This is a genomic window from Culturomica sp. (genome assembly GCF_003524185.1).
Lineage (GTDB): Bacteria > Bacteroidota > Bacteroidia > Bacteroidales > Marinifilaceae > Culturomica > Culturomica massiliensis.
On record NZ_DOED01000033.1, the window covers coordinates 168643 to 187799 of the forward strand.

15 protein-coding genes are annotated in these 19157 nt (G+C 44.2%); 11 read left to right on the forward strand and 4 right to left on the reverse strand.

The window, feature by feature from the left end; all coding sequences use genetic code 11:
* Positions 1–160: 160 nt before the first annotated feature.
* The 10 genes from DD657_RS11905 to DD657_RS11950 all read left to right on the forward strand — a co-directional run bounded on the left by DD657_RS11905 (position 161) and on the right by DD657_RS11950 (position 15155).
* Positions 161–1462 (forward strand): alpha amylase family protein, encoded by a 1302-nt coding sequence (locus DD657_RS11905; RefSeq protein WP_021986831.1) that lies wholly within the window; start codon positions 161–163, stop codon positions 1460–1462.
* Between the two features lie 75 nt (positions 1463–1537).
* Complete coding sequence (locus DD657_RS11910) at positions 1538–4675, forward strand: SusC/RagA family TonB-linked outer membrane protein (RefSeq protein ID WP_082989301.1); 3138 nt, start codon at positions 1538–1540, stop codon at positions 4673–4675.
* An 18-nt stretch (positions 4676–4693) separates the two neighbouring features.
* Positions 4694–6328: a RagB/SusD family nutrient uptake outer membrane protein gene (locus DD657_RS11915; RefSeq protein ID WP_021986829.1), complete on the forward strand. Its 1635-nt coding sequence runs from the start codon at positions 4694–4696 to the stop codon at positions 6326–6328.
* A 13-nt stretch (positions 6329–6341) separates the two neighbouring features.
* A complete protein-coding gene (locus DD657_RS11920) occupies positions 6342–8054 on the forward strand; it encodes a DUF5018 domain-containing protein (protein ID WP_287050000.1) in 1713 nt (570 codons plus the stop codon).
* 84 nt (positions 8055–8138) lie between these two features.
* Complete coding sequence (locus DD657_RS11925) at positions 8139–9530, forward strand: alpha amylase family protein (protein ID WP_287050001.1); 1392 nt, start codon at positions 8139–8141, stop codon at positions 9528–9530.
* Positions 9531–9800: 270 nt separating this feature from the next.
* On the forward strand, positions 9801–10874 hold the full coding sequence (locus DD657_RS11930) for an SGNH/GDSL hydrolase family protein (protein WP_287050003.1): 1074 nt from the start codon (positions 9801–9803) through the stop codon (positions 10872–10874).
* Between the two features lie 20 nt (positions 10875–10894).
* Positions 10895–11905: a phosphodiester glycosidase family protein gene (locus DD657_RS11935; RefSeq protein WP_287050005.1), complete on the forward strand. Its 1011-nt coding sequence runs from the start codon at positions 10895–10897 to the stop codon at positions 11903–11905.
* A gap of 35 nt (positions 11906–11940) precedes the next feature.
* The gene (locus DD657_RS11940; RefSeq protein ID WP_287050007.1) at positions 11941–12717 is read left to right on the forward strand and encodes a glycerophosphodiester phosphodiesterase family protein; all 777 of its coding nucleotides are present in this window, start codon (positions 11941–11943) and stop codon (positions 12715–12717) included.
* Positions 12718–12898: 181 nt separating this feature from the next.
* Entirely contained in the window at positions 12899–14062 is a 1164-nt protein-coding gene (locus DD657_RS11945) for a n-acyl-d-glucosamine 2-epimerase (RefSeq protein ID WP_068692415.1), read from the forward strand.
* 16 nt (positions 14063–14078) lie between these two features.
* A complete protein-coding gene (locus tag DD657_RS11950; RefSeq protein WP_287050009.1) occupies positions 14079–15155 on the forward strand; it encodes an SGNH/GDSL hydrolase family protein in 1077 nt (358 codons plus the stop codon).
* A 5-nt stretch (positions 15156–15160) separates the two neighbouring features.
* On the opposite strand, the gene DD657_RS11955 is transcribed toward DD657_RS11950, so the two are convergent.
* Together DD657_RS11955 and DD657_RS11960 are read right to left on the reverse strand one after the other, a co-directional pair.
* Entirely contained in the window at positions 15161–15526 is a 366-nt protein-coding gene (locus tag DD657_RS11955) for a hypothetical protein (protein WP_021986821.1), read from the reverse strand.
* A complete protein-coding gene (locus DD657_RS11960) occupies positions 15523–16077 on the reverse strand; it encodes an RNA polymerase sigma factor (protein WP_068691811.1) in 555 nt (184 codons plus the stop codon). Before DD657_RS11960 ends, DD657_RS11955 begins: the two co-directional genes overlap by 4 nt.
* A 172-nt stretch (positions 16078–16249) precedes the next feature.
* Between DD657_RS11960 and DD657_RS11965 the strand changes: the two genes are divergently transcribed.
* Complete coding sequence (locus DD657_RS11965) at positions 16250–16663, forward strand: DUF6249 domain-containing protein (protein WP_287050025.1); 414 nt, start codon at positions 16250–16252, stop codon at positions 16661–16663.
* Positions 16664–16740: 77 nt separating this feature from the next.
* Here DD657_RS11965 and dinB read toward each other — a convergent pair whose 3' ends face one another.
* Positions 16741–17814: a DNA polymerase IV gene (dinB, locus tag DD657_RS11970; RefSeq protein WP_287050012.1), complete on the reverse strand. Its 1074-nt coding sequence runs from the start codon at positions 17812–17814 to the stop codon at positions 16741–16743.
* A gap of 89 nt (positions 17815–17903) precedes the next feature.
* A complete protein-coding gene (locus DD657_RS11975) occupies positions 17904–19055 on the reverse strand; it encodes an MFS transporter (RefSeq protein ID WP_021986817.1) in 1152 nt (383 codons plus the stop codon).
* Positions 19056–19157: the final 102 nt, after the last annotated feature.

Below are 19157 nucleotides of genomic sequence, written 5' to 3' on the forward strand. Positions count from 1 at the left end.
GAACGTTTTAATTACAGATTTTAAATTGACGATTTTGGACTGAAAGAATTTGATGCCGAATCAGCTTGCCAGATAATCTAAAATTTACAATCTAAAATTTACAATTTATATAAACGTTTTTTGAGACTTATTATTGGTTAATGTAATAAAATTGGGATTGATGATTAAAAAATTACTACTGCCCCTTCTGATTATGCTGGTTCTTGGGGCAAAAGCAGAGGTTAAACCGAAGTACATGTGGTTTGATTGTGAGGCTAACTACAAACGTTTGAGTTATCCGGATTCGATTGCTTATTATTTAAATAAGGTAAAGAAAACCGGTTTTACGGATGTGGTGGTGGATATCAAATCCATTATGGGTGAAGTGCTTTACAAAAGTGATTATGCCCCCTACATGGGTGAATGGAAAGGCATTACGCGTGCCGGAAATTATGATATGTTGGGCATTTTTATAAAAGAGGCCCGTAAGATCGGTCTGAGGGTACATGCGTCGATGAATGTTTTTAGCGGTGGTCATAATTTCCATCAGCGAGGCATTATTTATAAAGAGCATCCGGAATGGCAGTCGCAGGTGTATTGGATCGACCGGATTATGCCTATTTCTGAAATGACCTGGAATTATAACGGGATGCTCAATCCCGCGAATCCGGAAGTTCGGAAATACGAGCTGGATATTATCAAAGAGGTTGTGAAAAAGTACAAGGACCTGGACGGAATCGTGCTGGATCGGGTACGTTATGACGGTATTACCTCGGATTTCAGTGAGTTGTCCAAAAAAGCATTCGAAAAATACGCCCGGGTAAAAGTGGAGAAATTTCCGGAAGATTTGATTTATTGGACCAAAGAAAACGGTAAGGATGTGTGGAAGCCGGGAAAACATTTTAAAAAATGGGTAGAATGGCGGTCTTGGGTGATTACTTCTTTTATGGAAGAGGTACGGAAAGAAGTAAAAAAGATCAATAGTCACCTTTTACTGGGGGATTATACGGGAGCCTGGTATCCGGTGTATTATGAGCTGGGCGTAAATTGGGCAAGCCGGAAATACGATCCTTCCAGGCATTACGATTGGGCGACGCCTTCCTATAAAAAAACCGGATATGCCCATTTGCTGGATGTATACATGACCGGTCTGTATTATAACGAAGTAACGATTGAGGAGGTGAAGCAATTGAACGAGGCGAATATGAAAAACCGCACAGAGGCAGCGATGGGAGAAGGCCGTGATTATTGGTATTCAGTAGAGGGCGGTACTCAATTGGCCAAAGAGATCGTATGCGGCGATGTGCCTGTTACGGGCAGTATTTATGTCGATCAGTACAACGGCAACCGGGAACAATTTAAGCGGGCGGTAAAAATGGCTTTGCAAAAAGGAGACGGACTTATGCTGTTCGATATCGTTCATATCATCAACAGGGATTGGTGGGATACGCTGGAAGAAGCAATTCAAGAGTCAACTAAATAAAATCCTAAATTCAATTATTAATTAAAAAACATTCCTATGAAAAGAGGCATTCTGTTTTTTCGAAATTGCCTGATAATGAGAATAGCAATATTGTCATTGTTAATGGTGTTTACTTCGGCGGGGATGGCGTTCGCGCAGTCTGTCGTCAAAGGTAAAATTACGGATAGTAAAGGAGATATTGTTATCGGTGCTACGGTAATGGTGAAAGGGACGACCATCGGAACGGCAACCGATGTGAACGGTCTTTATTCTTTGACAATTCCTGCTAATGTAAAAGGTCCGAAAATATTGTCTTATTCCTTTTTGGGGTATAAAACCCAGGAAGTAACCTTGAAGGATCAAACCGTTATAGACATTGTTTTGCAGGATGATGTAGCTAATTTGGACGAGGTTGTCGTTGTCGGTTACGGCACTCAGCGCCGGGCCAGCGTGACGGGATCGGTGGCACAGGTCGGAGGGGAAGAATTATTGCGGGCTCCGGTAGGTAATATTGCTAACCATTTGGGAGGTTTGGTTACGGGTGTTATTTCCTACCAGACTTCCGGGCAGCCGGGTAGTGACGGAGCCAGTATTATCGTTCGCGGTGCCGGAGCAAAATATATTGTGGACGGTGTACAGCGTGACTTTACTGAAATAGATCCGAATGAAATCGCGAATATTTCAGTTTTGAAAGATGCATCTTCTGCCGCTATTTACGGTTTGGATGCCAGCTCTGTGATTATTGTAACGACAAAGAAAGGAAAGGTTGCTCCTTCCAAAATAACGTTTACAGGTTCTTATGGCGTCAGCCAGAATGCGGTAATGTTGGAAATGCTGGACGGACCGGAGTATGCTTACTGGTACAATAAAGCTCGTCAAATGGACGGGAATGCTCCGGTTTTCTCCGATGAGCATGTGAAGATGATGCTGAATGGAGATGATTCCGACGGTTGGGGAAACACCAACTGGTATAAGGAAACATTTGACCTGGGACGCAATTATACTTATAATGTGAATGCCAGCGGCGGTTCTGAAAAATTACGGTATTTTGCTTCTATCGGAAGCTACAATCAGGAAGGTAATGTGAAAGGATTCAAATACAACCGTATCAATCTGCGTTCCAATATCGATGCGACTATTGCCAATAATCTGGATTTGACGGTAGGTATTGCCGGTCGTATTGAAAAGCGGAGACAACCCGGTTTTTCGGCCAATCCGGGAGATTGGAATAACATTCCGCAACAGGCTATGCGTGCTCATCCTTATGCACCCAAAATGTATCACGGTCTGCCGGTGTCTACCAGAACGGCCAGTACGTGGGTAAGTCCCGAGGCTGCAACAGAGCTCTCCGGTTATAATAAAAACCGTAAAATGGTTGTGGAAACGAATTTGGCCTTGAATTACAATGTGCCCTGGGTAAAAGGATTGAAAGCTAAATTTATGGTGGCTTATGATGCGGCTTATAATCTGTCAAAAGCTTTTTCTACGCCTTACAGAACGATGATTGCTACGCGTCCGGGTTCTGTAAATGACAATATTCAATATACGGAAGCCTGGGATCCCAGAAACTACGCGATAAAAGAGAAGTCGGAAGGATATGCCTTGTCTGAAGGAACGACTCATTATGAGCATATTACGACCAATACCAGTTTGAATTACGATAATCAATTCGGTAAGCACAAAGTGGCGTTTATGGCATTGATGGAAACTGTTCAGAAAAAAGGAAACGATATGAGCGGCTATGTGACCGGTTTTAATTTTGCCGGTATGGACGAACTTTCGCAATCTGTCAATAAAGGTACCGATAAATCTTCGGTAGCCGGTAGCAGTTACGATCAGCGGAATGTCGGATTTGCAGCCCGTTTGAATTACGATTATGACAATCGTTATCTGGCAGAGCTGGCTTTCCGTTATGACGGCAGCTATAAATTCGGTGGTATGAAGAAAGGCAACCGTTGGGCACCGTTCCCTTCTGCTTCTTTGGGTTGGAGAATGTCGGAAGAACAATGGTTTAAAAAAGCATTGCCTTATGTAGATAACCTGAAGTTGAGAGGAAGTGTGGGATTGACGGGTATGACGGAAGGTATAAATGCTTATATGGACTTGTCAACCCTGAAGCCGCTGGATGCTCCGGCTGCCGTGATCGGAGGACAGGCTGTCAGCGGATTGATGACCAATGTCGTTCCTAATTTCAATTTGACCTGGGCCAAGGGTTTACAATATAACGGTGGTATCGAATTATCGATGTGGGGTGGTAAACTGGGTCTGGAAGTGGATGTATTCTATAAATACCTTTACGATATGTTGAGTAAGGTTACGGGTGGGTTCCCCGATTCATGGGGTGGTTACCACCAGACTTATGAAAACAAGAACAAACAGGAACATAAAGGTTTTGAATTTGTGTTGAGCCATAGTAACCGGATCGGAGATTTCGCCTATAAGGTAGCTTTGAACGGAACGTATACGAAGCGGATTTGGTTGAGGTATACGGACGACATCAATACCCCTGATTACTTGAAATTAACGGGTAAAGAAGTGGGTAGTCAGATCGGATTTATTGCTTTGGGCTTGTATCAAAACCAGGAGCAAATTGATAATTCGGCTATGTTGCCCGGTGATGAAGGAAAATTGCGTCCGGGAGATATTATTTACATGGATAGAAACGGGGACGGTAAGATCACTTATGACCAGGACCGTGGTTATGTCGGTAAGAATGCTTATCCGAAGTTTGTCGGTGGCTTTACCTTTAACGGATCCTGGAGAGGTATCGACCTGTCGTTTATGTTCCAGGGAGCATTGGGACGGGATGTGGCGTTGACCGGAGTTTATGAAGGTGTCGGTATGGATAATTCCTCAATGACGTTGTCTTTTTACCACGATGCAAATTCTCCCCGCTATTTGGTCGAAAATGCCTGGACGGAAGATAACCGGGGTGCTAAATTACCTCGCTTGACAATCGATTCCCCGACAACGCATAATGCATATTCTTCTACATTCTGGTATAAAAACGGGGATTATCTGCGTTTGAAAAATATGCAGATCGGTTATACTTTCCCGCAAAAATGGATGAATGCCGTGGGTATTTCCAATTTAAGAGTGTATGTGGAAGGGGAAAATCTGTTTACAATCAGTGAACTGCAGAAATACAATATCGATCCGGAACAACCGAATGTATCCAACGGATATTATCCGCAACAACGGATATTCTCTGTAGGCGTTAATTTGTCGTTCTAATTAAAATAGTCGAATATTATGAAATATACAATATTAAAATTAGCTGTACTGGTCGGGATGATCGGATTTTCAGGGTGTACGGATTTTATGGATACGACACCGACCGACCGGGTATCCGATAAAATGATTTGGCAGGATGAGGCGAGTGCGAATCTTTACCTGAATACATTTTATGCATATATCGATCGTTACGGGGTATTCGGGAATGCCCAGTTTAACAGTAATTTGACGGAAGGATTGACCAATACCTTTAAGTACGGGTCGGTATCGATGGGGGCTTTGGCCGGGGATGCCAACTATTATGTATTCAATCCCGCGCTTATATCGCCGGATCAGAATCTGCTGGGCACCTGGGGGGCAACCTATGAAAGAATCCGGAGGATTAACGAATTTTTGGCTACAATGCAGAAATACTCTACGTTTTCTACGGACGTAAATGCGAAATTAGAGGCTCAGGCTCGTTTTTTCAGGGCATATCTTTATTTCCAACTGGCAAAACGGCATGGAGGTGTGATTTTGTATACGGATTTGAATATGTCGAAAAACAAGAATCGCAGTACGAAAGAGGAAACCTATGATCTGATTGAGAAAGATCTGGATTATGCTGCCTCTGTGTTACCGAAAGAATGGGGGGCAGAAAATAGAGGCCGGATCACCAAGGGTGCTGCATTCGCTTTTAAATCCAGGGCAATGCTTTATGCAGAACGCTGGGATAAGGTGAAAGCCAGTGCCGACTCGGTATTTAATTTGCAGATGTACAGTTTGACCGATGCTTATGGGGATGCCTGGAAAGGCGGCAATTCGGAAGCTATTCTGGAATACGAATATTTGAGGACGGGACCGTCTCATGGATTCGACAAATCATATGCACCTTTTGGAGAAATTGAAAATGGCGGAGGCAGCGGAACTCCGACACAGGAAATGGTGGAGTCGTATGAGAAAGCGGATGGTACTCAGGTAGACTGGAGTCCTTGGCATGTTGCAGACGGTACGACTGTTCGGCCGCCGTATGAAGAACTGGAGCCTCGTTTTCAGGCTACGGTTATCTATAACGGATGCGAATGGAAAGGCAATACGATGGAAAATAGCGTCGGCGGAACGAAGGGAAGATTCCTGGAGTACGGTAACGACCCTTATTGTCAGGGAAAAACGACAACGGGGTATTATCTGCGGAAGTTGATGGATGAAACGCATACGGATTATACCTATAATAGCGATCAGAGTTGGGTGGAAATCCGCCTGGCAGAAGTATATCTGAATCGTGCGGAAGCTAATTTCAGACTGGGGAATACGGGCGCGGCACTGGCTGATATGAATGCTGTGAGAACCCGTCCGGGGGTTGGTTTACCTGCTAAATCCGGACTTACCGGAGAAGAGTTGATGGCTGCTATCCGTCAGGAAAGGAAAATTGAATTGGCTTATGAAGGACATTTGTATTGGGATATGCGTCGTTGGAAATTAGCTCATAAGGAGTATAACAATTACCGTTGCCACGGTATGAAAATCACTTCTGAAGGTGCAGACAACCGGTATGAATATGTGGATTGTGATTTCCAGGACAGAAAGTTCTTAGAAAAAACCTATGTGTTACCGATTCCTTCTTCAGAGTTGTCGAACAATTCGGGTATCGAACAATATGACGAATGGAAATAAAATGATTGCGACTATGAAAAAATATACGATTTTACAATTGATCGCGGCGTTGTGTCTTTTACTAGGCGGATGCCAGGATGTGGAAACAGTAGTGCCGGATGTTGCTGCTGTCGGTATAAGTAGTATAACGGCTACTTTCGAGGATGGTTCCGGTAATTTTAAGGGTATTGTGGAAGAAGGAAAAAATGAGATTATCATTGTTATTCCTTATTACTATCCGGAAAACACGGACAATGTGATGACGATGGATAAGTTTACCAATATGCGTATGAGTGCATCGTTGGCGGATAATGTGACGATTAGTCCTGCTTTGTTGTACATGGATTTGACGAAGGAGAACGTCGTAACCGTTAAGAATCAGCGGAAAGAAAGCAACCGCTATATCGTAAAAGGAGAGATTCGTAAAAGTACGGCTTGTTTGCTGGAGGAATTCAATTTGCCGGGCCTGGGCATTTCCGGAGTGATCGATCAGGATAAAAAAACGGTGTCTCTGGTGTCTACCGATAATATCGGCGAAGTGTTGGCGGATGTTACCCTTTCGTATCATGCGACAATTTCTCCGGACCCGAGGACTGTGGCCCTGAATTATGACGAGGACGTGCAATTGACGGTAACGGCCCATGACGGTGTTACCAAGAGTGTTTATACCGTGCAGAAACGGTTGCCGGAAAAACTGAATGTCGGTATCCGGAAAGGTAGTGTGAAAGAATTGTTTATCAAGAAACTGAATGCGGATTTAGGTATAACGACGGCTAATCTCACCGGTGGTATGGCTGCGATCGGTAAGTATATTGTTCTGAATACCCGTGCTGAAAAGAGTATTTATATCGATGCAAAAACCGGAGAGAAAGTCGGTGAGATCGATTTGGGGGCTATCACCGGAAATCTGATCAACTTCAATACGACGGGAGATGAAGCGGGGAATATTTTGATCTGTAATTTGTCGCCTAACGACGGTGCCAATAATAAATATTTTAAGATATGGAAGATAGCCGGAGTTACCGGTACGCCTCAGGAGTTGATCTCTTATGAGAATACGCCTCAATATGAACTTGGACGTAAGTTTTCTGTCAGAGGTAGTGTGGACGGAGATGCCATTATTACGGCTCCGATTGTAAATACAACGGCATTTGCCCGCTGGACGATCGTAGGGGGACAGGTGACATCCCAGACTCCGGAAATCGTAACCGTAACGGGTCCGACCGTATGGGGATTGCATTGTGATGTGATCTATACTTCGGCTACGGATGTTAACAGTGATTATTTCGTGGTATCCTATGCCGACAATACGGCTGCCTGGGTGAACGGTGCAACGAACGTAACCCGTCAGAAACTCGATCCGTTGAATACGAATTTCTATTGCAATACGGTTGACTATGTTGAGTTCAACAAAGGCAAATATATGAGTTATGCCTGGGTAAATCCGTGGACCTGGGGAGATGCCGACCGGGTATTTATGCTCAATGTTTCTTCTTTGGCCAATTATACCGGAGCTGTGGCAACAGAATGGGGATGGGATTCCGGTAATCCGGTTGTGGAATGGGCTTCTCCGTATGACGGCGGAGTTACCGGTTTCGGTCCGAAATACATCGGACAGCCTGCTAATGGAAACGGTACAGCGGACGTGGCATTCCGGGTTTCGGATAACGGATATTATCTGTATCTCTATTTCATGTTTACCAATGGTTGTATTGCCGGGTATCAGTTTGATTGTATAGATTTGTAATAAATTGAAAACTGTGTCGGAACTTTCTGCCTCCTTTATAAAGGGGGAAAGTTTTGACACAGTTTCTATATACGTGTATTTTGTATGAATAATGTTTGGAAGTCAGTTTTTTATGCGTTTTTTGCGGTTGTTTTGTCCGGTTTTCTGGGGGTGGGGTGTGGAGATGACGGGAATAAACATTCCTGGGAATTCGGGGACGACGATGAGGAGGAGACCGATCCGAAGGCAGAAAAACCCCGCTATATCTGGATAGATGCGGCAGCCAATTTCCCGGATTTTGCGAATAGTAAAGAAAACATAGCCAGAGATCTCGGGTTGGCAAAGGAGTCCGGATTTACCGATATTGTTGTGGATGTCCGGCCTACAAACGGAGATGTATTGTTTAAAACAACTGCCGGCAGTCAAGTCGAATGGTTGGGAGCCTGGGTGTCTGGTGTGTACACGAAAGTTAACCGTACGGCAACCTGGGATTATTTACAGGCCTTTATCGACGAAGGACATCGTTTGGGCCTGCGGGTGCATGCCGGTTTCAATACTTTTGTCGGAGGAAATGTGACGGCTTTGGGAAATGCAGGGGTTGTCTTCAGGGATGATGAAAAAGCGGCCTGGGTAACCTATAAATTGTCCGATAGCGGTATACACAGTGCTTTGGATGAGCAAACCGGCGGAGAACGTTTTTTTAATCCGGTAAACGAAGATGTGCAAAATTATATTTGCGGTTTGCTGGAAGATCTGGCTGCTTATGAAGGTTTGGACGGTATTATTCTGGACCGGGGACGTTTTGAGGGATTAGCCAGTGATTTTTCGGATTATACCCGGAAAAAGTTTGAGGCTTTTTTAGGACATGAAATTGCTGATTTTCCGGGAGATGTTATGCGGACAGATATAACGGAAGGAAATATTCCGTCTGAGGTACCGGTTTATTTTAAAAAATGGCTCGAATTCAGGGTAAAGGTTGTTCATGATTTTATGGTAAAGGCCCGCACCCGGATAAAGGCCCGTAATCCGGAAGTTAAATTCGGTGTGTATGTAGGTGGATGGTATTCAACTTATTACGCCAACGGTGTAAATTGGGCGAGTCCCGATTACAATACGTCTTTGAAATATTCATGGGCGACGGCAGATTATAAAAATTACGGTTACGCAGATCATATGGATCAGATATTGATAGGAGCTTATGCTGCACCTACCGCTGTTTACGGGAATACGGAATGGACGATTCAGGGTTTTTGCCGGAACGCGATGGACCTTATTAAAGGAGCTGCGCCCGTTATCGGAGGGCCGGATGTCGGCAACGGTCAGTGGGCAACGGCCGGAGATGCTGTCGTCAATCAGGCGATAACGAAGTCGGTGGATGCTGCTATTCATGCCTGTGACGGTTATTTTCTGTTTGATATGATCCATTTGAAACAAAAAAATCAATGGCAATATGTCAAACAAGGTATCGATAATTATCTGGTGACTGTCCATAAATAGTTTTTGTCTTTTGTATTGCCGAAGGATGGAAAAGTTGCCGGATGTTGTTTTTGACCGGTTTATTTTTGATTTACGATTTACGATTTACGATTTTTGATTTATGGTTTACGACTCTTCTTTTTGCAGGGAAGGACTGTGGGTATAATCTAAAATCGTAAATCTGAAATCTGCAATTAAAACGTCGGTATATGCTGTTGTAAAACTTATATTTAAATAAATTGCAAATACAATAAATGAGTCCATGGACTTGGTAAAATAAATGTGAATTCAATGAAGTTTTTCGTTTTTATATTGCTTTGGTGTTTGTGTGGAATGACATTACAGGCCCAGTTTGTTTATTATCCCGCTTCCGATTTTCCGCTTTTGGGGAAAATATCGGAAAAGACGGAAACCAGATACGAGCGTTTACCGGCTTTGCTGAACGGAAATACCCGTCCCCCTATTTGGGAACTGGGAAAAAATACGGCTGGATTAGCGATACGTTTTGTTTCCGATTCCAAAGCTATTGCCGTGCGCTGGACATTACGGGCTCAGGTAACTATGAGCCACATGGCATTGACGGGGATTCAGGGGTTGGATTTGTATACGTTAGAAGGTAAGAAATGGCGTTTTGTCAATGTTGCCCGTCCGGAGGGTAAAGAGAATACGGCTGTGATCATTTCCAATATGGAGCCTGTAGAGCGGGAATATATGCTTTATCTGCCATTGTATGACGGAGTTGTTTCTTTGGAAATAGGGGTAGATTCGACAGCTTCGATCGGACAGCCTAAAGTGGATTTACCTGTTCGGGACAAACCAGTGGTGTGTTATGGTACGAGTATTTTGCAGGGAGGCTGTGCTTCGCGTCCGGGAATGGCTCATACCAATATCCTCTCCCGCCGGTTGAACCGGGAGTTTGTGAATTTGGGTTTTAGCGGAAACGGGCAGTTGGATTATGAGATCGCCGGAATTATGACAAACCGGGATGCCGCTCTGTATATTTTAGATTTTGTACCCAATGCCAGTGTGCAGCAGATAGAAGAGAAAGCCGAACGTTTTTTCCGGATTATCCGGGATAAGGCTCCGGATGTACCTGTCATTTTTGTTGAAGATCCGCCTTTTACGCATAGTAAATACGATCGGGTCATGCAGCAGGAGATCGAGCGGAAAAATAAAGCTTTACATATCGTATTCGACAGATTGAAGAAAGCGGGTGAAAAATCGATTTGGCTGTTGCCTTCTGAAAAGATAATAGGTGATGATGCTGAGGCAACTGTTGACGGTATACATTTTACGGATTTGGGGTTTATGAGATATGCTGAATATTTGTATCCGGTTATTGAAAAAAGGATGAAAAAAGAATGATTTTTTGTAAAAACAGGGTTATGACGAAAAAAGGACTTTTTTTAGGGTTGATCGTATGGGTATTTTGGGGAGTATTGATAAGTTGCGGGAGCGAGGTTGGAGGTAAGCCGGATTATGAGTTCCCTTCGGGAAATCCTGAACCGGGGGAAGGGGATTCCGGTCCGGAAGCACAAGGGTGGCAAGTGACAAATGCATTTGGAGAGTTACCTGTTTATTTGAAAGTTTATAAGTCGCCTGCTGTGTTGAGAGGCAAGAATGCTGTGGCATACATTGCCGTTGTAGATACGGAAAAAGGTGCCGAATTTTTGATTTTGGGAGATGTTTCCGGCAGTAAGACTCCGGCACAGTTTTACGAAACAGAAACGGTGAAGCCGGCAGTCATAATGAATGCAGGTTATTTCTGGGATGGGAATACGGTAAGTATGTTGTGTAAGGAGGGGAGAATATTGGCCCCGGCGCAGCCTGTGTGGCAGTCTGATCTTACGTTCTATCCGACGCGGGGAGCTTTCGGTGTCGGAAATGACGGCGTTTATGATGTAAATTGGGTATATACTGTCGGAGATCAGATGTATGCTTATCCCGCTCCGGCGCAAAATAATGAAGAAGAAACCCCTCTTCAGGAGCCTTCTGCCGATTTTCCTCAAGGTGGCCGGGTATGGAACGTCAGACACGCTATCGGCGGGGGACCTGTACTGGTAAAGGCCGATGTTTATCAGAATACATACAGCCAGGAGTTGTTCGGGGATGCCAGTGGAATCGGTGCATTGGCGAATCATCCCCGTTCAGCTATCGGCATAACCAGGGATCAAAAACTGATCTTTTTTGTTTGTGAGGGACGGAATGTTACCCCGGGTGTATCTGGTTTGACTTTGGAAGATGTGGCCTGTATTTTGAAAGATTTGGGTTGTGTGGATGCTCTGAACTTGGACGGAGGTGGGTCATCCTGTATGTTGATTAATGGGAAAGAAACGATAAAGCCGAGTAGTAATGGGGTTCAACGGGCTGTTGTTACGGCAGTCGCCGTTCGTTGACCGGTTGATATGATTGAATTTAAAACGATTTGTTTATGAAAAATATTCTGTTAGCCTGGTTGGTTATGCTGGGTTTTTGTATACAGCTTCAGGCTGAAAACGGGCCGAAAGTGATTGCCCATCGCGGGTATTGGAACAAAGAAAATTCGGCCCAGAATTCGATTGTAGCGTTACAGGAAGCCGGTGGAATTAAATGTTACGGTAGTGAGTTTGATGTCCAGCTGACCTCTGATGGTGTGCCGGTCGTTGTTCACGATGCGGTGGTGGAAGGAATCGTGATCGAGAAAAGTATTTACGAAGATGTGAAAAATATCCGGCTGGCAAACGGCGAAGGTGTTCCTACGCTGGAAGAATATCTGAAAGCCGGGAAAAAAATCGGTAAAACCCGGTTGATATTGGAAATAAAGCCTCATTCGACACCGGAGAAAGAGACGCGCGTGGTTGAACTGGTGTTGCAAATGGTAAAAAAGGCCGGGCTGGAAAAGAAAACCGAATATATTTCATTCAGTAAACATGTTTTGAAAGAGATTGTAAGGTGCTCTCCCCGGGTACGATCCGCTTATTTATCAAGTGATTTAACTCCGGCACAGATTAAGGAGTTGGGATGTACGGGGGTAGACTATAATTACGCCGTTATCCAGCAGCATCCTTCCTGGGTGGAAGAATGTCATCGTCTGGGTATGACGGTTAATGTCTGGACGGTGGACCGGCCGGAAGTCATGAAAGAGATGATGGAGAAAGGTGTCGATTATATCACAACCAATGAGCCGGTTTTATTACAAACGCTGATAAAGGGAAAAAACAGATATTAGATCAAAGTATTTCCTATATACAGGATATATTCTAAAATAATTTAATAATTATGCCGGTATATTTTAAATAATGATTATTTTTGTTTGTTATTATATCATTACTCTTAATAATTAATCTGATTTAAGGTTTTATATCAGACGATTAGTGATTTTATTACAATATAAATAGGAAGATATGGATATGGATTTTGAACAACTGGCCAAACAATATAAAGGTGAGTTGTTGGACAATGTGTTGCCTTTTTGGCTCGATTTTTCACAGGATAAGGAATACGGAGGGTATTTTACTTGTTTGGAGAGAGACGGACGGGTCTTTGATACCGATAAATTTATCTGGTTGCAAGGCCGTGAGGTGTGGATGTTTGCCATGCTTTACAATAAAGTGGAGAAACGGAAGGAATGGCTTGATTGCGCTGTGCAGGGTGGAGAGTTCCTGAAAAAGTACGGTCATGACGGGGATTACAATTGGTATTTTGCGTTGGATCGTCAGGGGCGTCCGTTGGTCGAGCCTTATAATATCTTTTCTTATACTTTTGCAACGATGGCTTTCGGGCAATTGAGCCTGGCCACCGGCGATGCCGGGTATGCTGAAATTGCCAGGAAGACATTCGATAAAATCCAGACAAAGCTGGATAATCCCAAAGGGAAATGGAACAAGGCTTATCCGGGAACCCGTAATCTGAAAAATTTTGCATTGCCGATGATTTTGTGTAATCTGGCTCTTGAGATCGAACATTTATTAGGGGAGGATTACCTGAAAAAATGCATGGAGGTTTGTATCCATGAGGTAATGGATGTTTTTTACCGGCCGGAGTTGGGAATTGTGGTGGAAAATGTAACGGTGGAGGGGGAATTATCGGATACTTTTGAAGGCCGGTCGGTCAATCCGGGGCATGCGATCGAAGCGATGTGGTTTATTATGGATTTGGGGGTACGTCTGAAACGTCCGGAACTGGTGGAAAAAGCGAAAGATATTGCTTTGAAAATGGTGAAATACGGTTGGGATGAAAAGTACGACGGGATTTTCTATTTTATGGATCGTTTGGGACATCCTCAGCAGCAGTTGGAATGGGACCAGAAGTTGTGGTGGGTGCATATCGAGACCATGATCAGTATGTTGAAGGGGTATCAACTGACAGGTTCGGAAGAGTGTTTGGAGTGGTTTAAGCGGGTGCATGATTATGTGTGGACACATTTTAAGGATCCGGAATGTCCGGAATGGTTCGGTTATCTGAATCGCCGGGGAGAAGTTCTGTTGTCTTTGAAGGGAGGTAAATGGAAAGGATGTTTTCATGTTCCCCGCGGTTTATACCAGTGTTGGCAGGTTTTGGAAAAACTGAAATAAATTTATTTGTCAGGCAATGAAGGTTATTGGACTCATTTTGATCGGATTGATAGCATTGCTCGGAGAGTTGAAGGCGGAAAGATTACCCGTGCAGGTGGGGATGAAGGCTGTTTCGGCCGATAACGATACGCTCCGGCAGTTGGGCCGGGTTGTAAAGGAAGGCGATCGTCTGGGGTTGTATTGGGCGGCTTGCGGGGTGGAATTAACCTGTAAAACGACGACTTTGCTAGTAGAGATGGATAGTGACGCTCCGGATAATTACGTACAGGTGGTGATCGACGATCGATACGATACCCCTGTGATCATCCGGTGTACGCCCGGGCGTAAGCTTTACCGGATAGCTGAACATTTGCCGGATACATGGCATAAATTTACCTTGAGACGACGGACCGATCCGACGACAATGGGTTGTTTTCTCCATACCTTGTGGGTGGACGGACAGGCTTGTCTGCAGGTGACACCGGCAAAATCCCTGAAAGTCGAATATTACGGCGATTCGGTGTCCTCAGGGCATGGAGACGAAGCTGATGTGGAAGGAGGGGAGAATCCGGTAGATCGTTTTTACTGGAATCCGATGAAGGCTTTTACCGGTTATTCGGCTCAATTGGCAGATGCCGATTATGCCATAATTTCCAAAAGCGGAATCGGTTTGATGGTGAGTTGGTACGATCAGGTGTTGGGAGATATCTATGATTTGGATAATCCGCATGATTACAGCCGGAAGCATGATTTTGCATCCTGGCAGCCGGATATAGTCGTTATCAATGTGATGCAGAACGATTCCTGGCTTTTGTCGAAACTGGATCCTGTTCCCGGCGAGAAAACCATCGTGGAACGCTATTGCGGTTTTGTCCGGAATCTGCTGTCGGTTTATCCGAAAGCGCAGATTATATGTGCTTTAGGGCCGATGAATATTGTAGATAAAGGATCGCCCTGGCCGGGATATGTAGAGAAGAGTGTGAAAATACTCCGGAAGGAAAATCCGGGAAGGCATATCTCTTCTTGTTTTTTTCCTTATTTGCCGACGAAAGATCATCCGACTGTAAAGGAACATGAGGTGGCAGCCCGGATATTGGCAGCCCGTTTAAAATAAAATTTTTAAAGTAAATTTTTAAAATGTTTTCGAAACCGGTAATCTATCCATAGGAGTAAGGTTGACGGCAGCATAACACACAAAAGAAGGGTAAAGCCGGGGAACAGGGTAATGTTTGCCGGCTTTTTCAGTACCGGGCTGAAAACTTCAACCGGATTGAAATCCAGGTAATGAATCAATACATAGCAGGCGGATACCAGCATTGCGATAGAAGTGAATACAACGATAGCTATGTTTCGTAGTTCTCGTCTTTTCCGTGCTTTCTGAACTTTCTGCATGATCTGCCTGTTCAGTTTTTCCGGTAGCGGGCTTGCCGATATTCTTTTGAATATTTCCTGTAGCGCTTTGTCGTTTAATTCTTCCCTGTTCATGATATTTCCTCCTTCAGGATAACATATAGTTTTTTACGTACCCGGTGCAGTTTTACTTTAATGTTGCTGACCGATAAGCCTGTTATTTCAGCAATTTCTTCGATGGAATGAGCTTCGTTGTAAAAGAGGCTGATCAGTCCGCGCTCATCCGGGGGTAACAGGCTTACTGCTTTTTCCAGTTTTTGTAATTGTTCTTCGTTCTGCTCATCATCTAAAGTTTCCTGTACTTTTTCGTCCAGGACATTGTCGATGGTATTTTCTTCAATGTATAAAAATTCACGTTTCTTTTTGCGGGTTGCTGAGATAGCCGTATTGTAAGCTATCCGGTAAAGCCAGGTGGAAAACCGGCAATCTCCCTTAAAAGAATGCAACACCTGAAATACTTTTACGAATACGTCTTGTGTTAGTTCTTCTGCTTCTTCTTTATAACGGACGATTTTAAGAATGAGTAAATAGACACGGTGACTGTACCGATCTACCAGCCGGGAAAAGAATTCCATGTCCCCGTCCAGTATTTTCCGGATGTAGTATGTATCGTCCAATTCGTTCATGTCGTCCTTTTGACGTACCTCCTGCCTGTCGGTTACATATTTCAGGGATTAAAAATAAAAAATTTTTTTACGGAAATGTTGTAACCGGGGAAGATTTCTGGCGTCAAAGAGGCAAAGAACAAAAAGTCGCTGCGATTTGGAATATAAATGTTGAATATAATAAAATTTTAAGATTATGGACTTTATAACTGCACCTTTGATTACATTTATCGTTTTTGCAAGTATTTACGGATTGTTTGAATTATTTGTAAGAAGGAGAGAGCGCATGGCTATTATTGAGAAATTGGGCGATAAGTTTGATCCCTCGATGATAGAAGGTAAGTTGAATTTCGGCATGTTTGGCGGGAGACGTTTTTCATTCAGCGCGTTAAAGATAGCCTGTTTGATGATCGGTATCGGATTGGGCTTCTTGATCGGGTTTGTCATCTGTTCGAATTGCATTCCCGGATATGTAATGGGAGATACGAATTACAGGGCCGGAGACGTCATCAGTATTATTTACGGAGCTTGTCTGTTTGTATTTGGCGGAATCGGTTTGTTGGTGGCTTTTCTGACAGAACTGAAGTATTTTAAGAAGAAAGAATAAGAGAAAAACTGATTTTTAGTGCGTGAAACTGTGCCGGAACTCAAATCCGGCACAGTTTTTTTATGCCGGAATAAACTTTAAAAATCGAAGCTCAACTGTGTCGGTTTTTTGTCCGGCGGAAGACTTGAAGGTGTCGATACACTGAGTCCCATCAGCCTTACACTTTTTCCCTGAAGGTCGGTTTCCCGGAGCAGTTGCTTGGCTAAGGGAAGAATCCGGGGCAATGTCGTCAGGTTGTATTCGACGGTAAGACTGTGATTTCTAATGGTGAAGTCGGCAAACTTTATTTTTAAAGTAAGGGTACGGCCTTTGAAATCAGCTTTTTGCAGACGTCCCGTCAGTTCCGTTGTAATGTGGTATAGTTCGATGATAAGCGCCATCGGAGTCTCGATATCCTTGTCGAAGGTCGTTTCGCATCCGACGGATTTCCGGACCCGGACGGCTTCGACATCCCGGGGATCGTTGCCATGGGCAAAGTCGTGGTATACAATCCCGTTTTTCCCGAAATTCCGGTGCAGGAATTCTTCGGAGCATTTACGGAGGTCTTCTCCGGTATGAATGCCGAGGCTGTGCATTTTATGGGCGGTTACTTTGCCGATGCCCCAGAAAGCTTCTATCGGAAGTCCGGCAATAAATTCAGGGGCTTTGTCGGGGTGAATGACGTAAAGACCGTCGGGTTTACGATAGTCGGAAGCGATTTTGGCCAGAAATTTGTTGTAGGAAACCCCGGCAGAAGCAATGAGTCCCAATTCTTCGCGGATGTTTTTCTTTATGGCTTTGGCAATATCCGTCGCCAGCTCCATCCCCATTTTGTTTTCAGTGACGTCCAGGAAAGCTTCGTCCAGGGACAAAGGTTCGATAAGGTCGGTATACCGGTGGAATATTTCCCGGATTTCCCGGGAAACGGATTTGTATACTTCCATGCGGGAAGGAATAAAGATCAGTTGGGGACACAATTGCATCGCTTTTTGGGATGACATGGCGGAGTGGATGCCGAATTTCCGGGCTTCGTAGCTGGCCGTGGCGACAATGCCTCTTTTAGACGGATTACCGACAGCAACCGGCTTTCCCCGGAGTTCCGGATTGTCCCGTTGTTCGATGGAAGCATAGAAGGCATCCATATCGATATGTATAATTTTACGGTATTCCATATTTTCCCCCTTACGACAAAATTAGGAGGAAAATATGGAAAATAAAAAAGACAAAATCAAAAAGCCGTTAAAGTTGTCAGAGTTGTTTTTTAATGTTTTTTCCGGAATGCAAGGGCACAGAATAATAAATAGACCATACACAATCCGATGATCAGGGTGGCTCCGGTTTGTGAACCGACGGCTTCGGTTGCCAGTCCCATAAAAACAGGGATAATGGCGCCTCCGGCAACTCCCATAATCATTAATCCGGAAACACCGTTGGCTTTTTCCGGTACGGTTTGTAGTGCGAAAGAGAACAGGATTGAAAATACATTGGCGCAAGCAAAACCGATAACACTGACTCCCCCCCAAATAAGCCATTTTTCTTGTGCAAATAATAGTACGATCAAAGCTGCCAGGGCGGTAAAGATACTGTAGAGAAAGAATTTTCCGGATGCGTAACGGGCCAGTATAATGGCTCCGATAAAGGCTCCGGCTGTCCGGAATGCGAAATAGAGACTGGTGCCGTAGCCTGCTTCACTAAGTGCCATGCCACATCTTTCCATGAGGATTTTAGGGGTTACGGTATTCATGCCTACGTCGACTCCGACAACGAATACGATACCCAGGAAAAGCCAGAGAACGGTCTTGTTACCGAGTAATCCGAAACAGTCTTTAAAGGACGAAACATTTTGTCCGGCTTGTTCGCGGGGAACGGCTGTCAGCAGGAGCCAAACCGTAGAAATCAGGGTAATGGCAGCGAATAAGGGGAACATATATTGCCAATTGCCGAACCAGGCTGTAGCGCAGGCCGCTATAATAGGGCCGCAAAAAGAGGAGATGGCCTTTACGAATTGTCCGGCCGTCAGGCTGCTGGTTAGCTTTTCTTCACTGACGACATTCGATAAAAGCGGATTCAGGGATACCTGTAAAATGGTGTTTCCGATTCCGAGTAAAGCGAAAGCCGTCAGGCAGATGGTGTAATTGTATTGAATAAGCGGTAGCAGCATGGCCAGGAATGTGAATAACATACTGACCAACACGGTATTTTTTCTGCCGATTTTATTCATCAATAAACCTGTCGGTACGGAGAATGCGAAAAACCAGATAAAAACCATAGAAGGCAGGAAGTTGGCTTCGGTTTCTGTTAATCCGAAGTCTTGCTTGACATAGCTGGAAGAGATTCCGACTACGTCACAAAATCCCATAATGAAAAAACCGAACAATATGGGAAGCAGCAGTTGTATTTGATGACGGTTCATGTGTAGATTTTTAATTTATGATTTATCGGGCTGTTTGGCCGGAATGAATAATCGAAGTTGAAAAGGTCCGAAAATGTTTGTGGCATTTTCGGACTTGGGGTT